The following is a 4,681-nucleotide window of genomic DNA, read 5'->3' on the forward strand; positions in this document are numbered from 1 at the left end:
CTGGCTGATCCCGGCCTGCACGGCGCTGCGCAGCCGGTGACGGCCGTCGGCGCTGGTCGCGAGGTGGACGGCACCAAGGCCGGCGGCGCGGGCGTCGGCGGCGAGTCGCTAGACCGCCCAGCCGGCCCGGGCCAGCGCGGTGCGGGCCGCGGCGAGGTCGGTGGCCGCGCTCGGCGGCGCGTCGCCCCAGGTGGTGATGTCGACGAGGATGGCGACCGCGGGGGCGCCGGACCCGCGCAGCCCGATGAGGGCGCTCGTCAGGCCCGCCTCGGCCCGCCCGAGCACCGCGACGACCATCCCACCCGCGTCCCCGCCGCCGGCGGGCCGGCGCAGCGCGGTGAGCGCCGGCTGTAACGAGGGGACGTCCGCCGGCAGCAGCACGGACAGTTCGTCGAGCAGGCCGCCCACGGTCGTGCCGGCGATGGAGGTGACCGGGCCGCGGTCGGTGACCAGGCGCACCTTGTACCCGCCGCGGACCAGATGCAGCCCGACCGCGCCGACGGCGCTGACCGCCCATTCGAACGCGTCCGCCCCCGGCCCACCGGGCCAGGCCAGCGCCCGGGTGTCGAGCAGGATCGAGGCCGCGCTGGTCTGCGGGTGCTCCTCGCGGCGGACCATCAGCTCACCGGAGCGGGCGGTCGTCTTCCAGTGCACCTTGCGCAGGTCGTCGCCGGAGCGGTAGGGGCGGGTGGTGGTCTCGTCCACGCCGACGAGGCCGCTGACCCGGCGCTGGTCGGCGTTGAGGCTGGCCGACCCGCGGGGGCGGGTCGCCGGCAGCCGCTCGATCGCCGGGGCGACGATCAGCTCGTCCAGGCTGCGGAAGCTGCGCGACACCTCGCACAGGCCGAACGGGTCACCGATGCGGATCGCCATCGGGCCGATCTGGTAGCGGCCGCGGGCCGTGGCACGCAGCGCGTAGGACAGGTCGCGCCGCCCGCCCGGCTCGATCCGGTCGAGCACGAACCGGGCGCCGCCGCCGAGGCCGGCGCCCGCGGTGTCCTCCACCAGCAGCACGGACGACGGCGAGCGGCTGACGTTCTCCAGCTGGATGCGCACGCTGACGCGGTCACCAGCGGTGACCCGGCGCGGCTCCAGCCGCCGGGTGCAGGACAGCCGATAGCGGGTCCGGGAGACGACCGCGGCCGCCAAGACCGGCAGGCCGGCGATCAGCAGCCCGATCCGCAGCAGATCCTGCTCGCCCAGGACCAGCGCGGACACGGCGCAGGCGGCCCCGGCGGCCAGGAACGACCGGCCGCGGATCGTCAGCCCACGCAGCGCCGCGACGAAATCCCGCACACCGATCTCTAACGGCCGTGCCGGAGCGGGCGTGCCCCGCCGGGCCGCGGGATCGGGATCCGGTGCAGGACGTCGGTGAGGATGCGGGCGGCGAGGTCGGTGGTCGGCTCCCCGGACAGCATGATCTCCGGGTGCAGCAGCAGGCGGTGGGCCATGACCGGGACGGCCATCTCCTGGACGTCGTCGGGCAGCACGAAGGCCCGCTGTTCGAGCGCCGCCCGCGCCCGCGCGGCCCGGATGAGGTGCAGCGCCGCGCGCGGGGAGGCGCCCAGCGCGATGTCGGGATGGGTCCGGGTGCCGCCGACCAGGTCGACGATGTACTGGCGCACCTCGGGGGAGACGTGCACGGTACGTACCAGCGAGATGAGGCCGGCGATCTCCGCCGCGTCGGTGACCGGGGAGATGCCCGACAGCGGGTTGGCGTTGCCGTGGCTGTCGAGCATCGCCATCTCGGCGGCGGGCGACGGGTAGCCCATCGAGATCCGCGCGGTGAACCGGTCACGCTGGGCCTCGGGCAGCGCCCGGGTGCCCTCCATCTCCACCGGGTTCTGGGTGGCGATGACCATGAACGGCGACTCGAGGCGGTAGGTCACCCCGTCGACCGTGACCTGGTGCTCCTCCATGCACTCCAGCAGCGCCGACTGCGCCTTGGGCTCGGCCCGGTTGATCTCGTCGCCGACGACGATGTTCGCGAACACCGGGCCGGGGCGGAACTCGAAGTCCCGGGTGCCCTGGTTGTAGACGCTGACACCGGTGACGTCGCTGGGGAGCAGGTCCGGGGTGAACTGGATGCGGCGCACCCGGGCGTCGATGGAGCGGGCCAGCGCCTTGGCGAGCATGGTCTTGCCGACGCCCGGCACGTCCTCGATGAGCAGATGGCCCTCGGAGAGCAGCACGACGAGCGCGGTGTTGATCGCGTCGACCTTGCCGTCGATGACCGTCTCGACCGACTCCCGGACCCGGTCGGCGATGGTGGTGAGATGACCGATGTCGGCCACCGGGTCACGCCAGTGGAGCAGACCTGGGTCGGTCACCACCAGTGGGCCCCCCTCCGGGTGTCGATCGTCGGGCCACGACGCCGGGCTGGGCGTCGGGCTGAGCGGAGCCGGGCCTGGTGGGGCCTCGTCCCTTGGGTCCGGTCCCGTGGAGCGGTCCGTCCCTCCCGAGTGTGACATCCGTGGAGGGTGCGTAGGCCACGGTGGTCAAGGAAACATGCCGTGAACCGCCCCGGCGATGATGCCTCGACGGGGTGATGTCTCCCTCACAGGTGTCGGTCCCGCGTCTGGTACCGGGGATTTCGCCTGTCCGGCACGAGACCTTTTTACCTATTTCGAGCGGTTTATACCACGGACACTGTGGGCATCGCGCGCGGCAGATGGCGGAGTGGTTTCGGTGGGGTGACGCGGGGTGTTGAGGGGGTGTGGGGTGGGGGGTAGTGGGGTAGAGTGGCGCACAGTGGGGGACGGGAGCTCTCGGGTGACCGTCGCGGGGTGTCCAGGCACCGTCCTCCCAGGTCAGTGGCAGGGAGGTCGCCGTGTTTCTCGGCAGCCACTCGCCACGGCTCGACGACAAAGGGCGGCTGACCCTGCCCGCGAAGTTCCGCGACGAGTTGGAGGGGGGGCTTGTGATCACCAAGGGTCAGGAACGATGCCTGTACGTCTTCCCGATGGCGGAGTTCACCCGGATCAGCGAGTCCCTGCGCACCGCTCCGGTCACCGCCAAGGCGTTGCGTGACTACAGCCGCGTGTTCTTCTCGTCCGCGGCCGATGACGTTGCGGACCGACAGGGGCGGATCACCATCCCCGCCCCGCTTCGCACCTACGCGGGCCTGACCCGCGAGTGCGTGGTCAACGGCGCCAACACCCGGGTCGAGATCTGGGACGCCCAGCGCTGGCAGACCTATCTGGACAGCCAGGAGGAGAGCTTCGCCGAGCTGTCCGAGGAGGTCCTGCCAGGAGTCATCTGAGCCGCCCAGGATCCCGCGCCCCGCACGCCGCGCCCTCGCTCGGTCCGCGCCGCGCCCGCACCTCCGGCCGCCCCTTCCCCGGCGGCCGGCGGACGGCGGGCGAGGTCGGCCGGCGGTGCCGGACTCGCCGGGTCGCAGGGTTCGCCGCATCGGTGGTGAGGTCCGTGCTGCGCGCCCGGATCGTCACCGCGCCGGGACGAGTCCGTCAGCACATCTGAAGACGAGGCCCACGAGCGGTCAAGGAGGCTCAGCACTGAACGCGATGCACACCCCAGTGCTGACCGGACGCGTCCTGGAACTGCTCGCCCCGGCCCTGCGCGCGCCGGGTGCGGTCGTCGTGGACGCCACGCTGGGTCTCGGTGGCCACACGGCGGCGCTGCTCGCCGAGTTCCCCGAGCTCCAGGTGATCGGCCTCGACCGGGACCTCGACGCGCTCGCGCACAGCGAGCGGCGGCTGCGCGGGCTCGCCCCCGACCGGGTACGGCTCGTCCACGCCGTCTACGACGAGATCGGCGCGGTGCTGGCCGGGCTCGGCCAGCCACGGGTGCACGGGGTGCTGTTCGACCTCGGTGTCTCCTCGCTGCAGCTCGACACGGACGCCCGCGGCTTCGCCTACTCCCGCGACGCCCCGCTCGACATGCGGATGGACGCAAGCCACGGGCCGACGGCGGCGGACGTCGTCAACGGCTACGACGTGGGGCGACTGACCCGGATCCTCCGCGACTACGGGGAGGAGCGCTTCGCCAGGCGCATCGCCGAGGCGATCGTCGCGGCCCGTGCCACCGCGCCGTTCACCACCTCGGCGCGCCTCGCCGACCTCGTCCGGGACGCCATCCCGGCGCCGGCCCGGCGCACCGGCGGCAACCCGGCCAAGCGGACGTTCCAGGCGCTGCGCATCGAGGTCAACGCCGAGCTGGACGTGCTCGCCCGGGCGCTGCCCGCCGCGTTCGACGCGCTGGCGATCGGCGGCCGCCTGATCGTCCTGTCCTACCACTCGCTGGAGGACCGGCTGGTCAAGCGCCAGCTGCAGCCGTACGCCGAGACGCTCGTCCCGCCGGACATGCCGGTGGTGCCGGCGGACGCCGTCGCGCGGATGCGATGGCTGACCCGCGGCGCCGAGCCCGCGAGTGACACCGAGAAGACCGACAACCCGCGGGCGGCGTCCGTCCGCCTGCGGGCGGCCGAACGCACGGCGCCGAACCCGGGCCGCGCCCAGTCCCCCACCGGAGGTGCATCGTGACCGCTCCCGCGCAGCCGCTTTCCCGGGCAGAGCGTCCCGGTGGCGGCCGGGGCGCCGGCCCGCGGGCCGCAGGACGCGCGGGTGGCGTGTCGGCGGCCGCGCCCGGGCGGTCCGGTGGGGCGCCGCGGGGTACCGCGGTGCGGACGAGAGCGGAAGAGCGTCGGGTAGGGAACGAGGGT

General features: G+C 73.8%; 4 protein-coding genes. 2 read left to right on the forward strand and 2 right to left on the reverse strand.

Annotated features, from left to right (window positions below; genetic code table 11):
* Positions 1-108: 108 nt before the first annotated feature.
* Both AC6EXY_RS32980 and AC6EXY_RS32985 read right to left on the reverse strand, forming a co-directional pair.
* On the reverse strand, positions 109-1,296 hold the full coding sequence (locus AC6EXY_RS32980) for a DUF58 domain-containing protein (protein WP_499842473.1): 1,188 nt from the start codon (positions 1,294-1,296) through the stop codon (positions 109-111).
* 8 nt (positions 1,297-1,304) lie between these two features.
* Positions 1,305-2,333, reverse strand: coding sequence for an AAA family ATPase (locus AC6EXY_RS32985; protein WP_101832566.1), 1,029 nt, complete (start codon positions 2,331-2,333; stop codon positions 1,305-1,307).
* Between the two features lie 497 nt (positions 2,334-2,830).
* On the opposite strand from AC6EXY_RS32985, the gene mraZ reads away from it, so the two are divergent.
* A complete protein-coding gene (gene mraZ, locus AC6EXY_RS32990; protein WP_101829787.1) occupies positions 2,831-3,262 on the forward strand; it encodes a division/cell wall cluster transcriptional repressor MraZ in 432 nt (143 codons plus the stop codon).
* 262 nt (positions 3,263-3,524) lie between these two features.
* A complete protein-coding gene (gene rsmH / locus AC6EXY_RS32995) occupies positions 3,525-4,502 on the forward strand; it encodes a 16S rRNA (cytosine(1402)-N(4))-methyltransferase RsmH (RefSeq protein WP_101829788.1) in 978 nt (325 codons plus the stop codon).
* Positions 4,503-4,681: the final 179 nt, after the last annotated feature.

The organism is Frankia sp. RB5, from assembly GCF_059816245.1.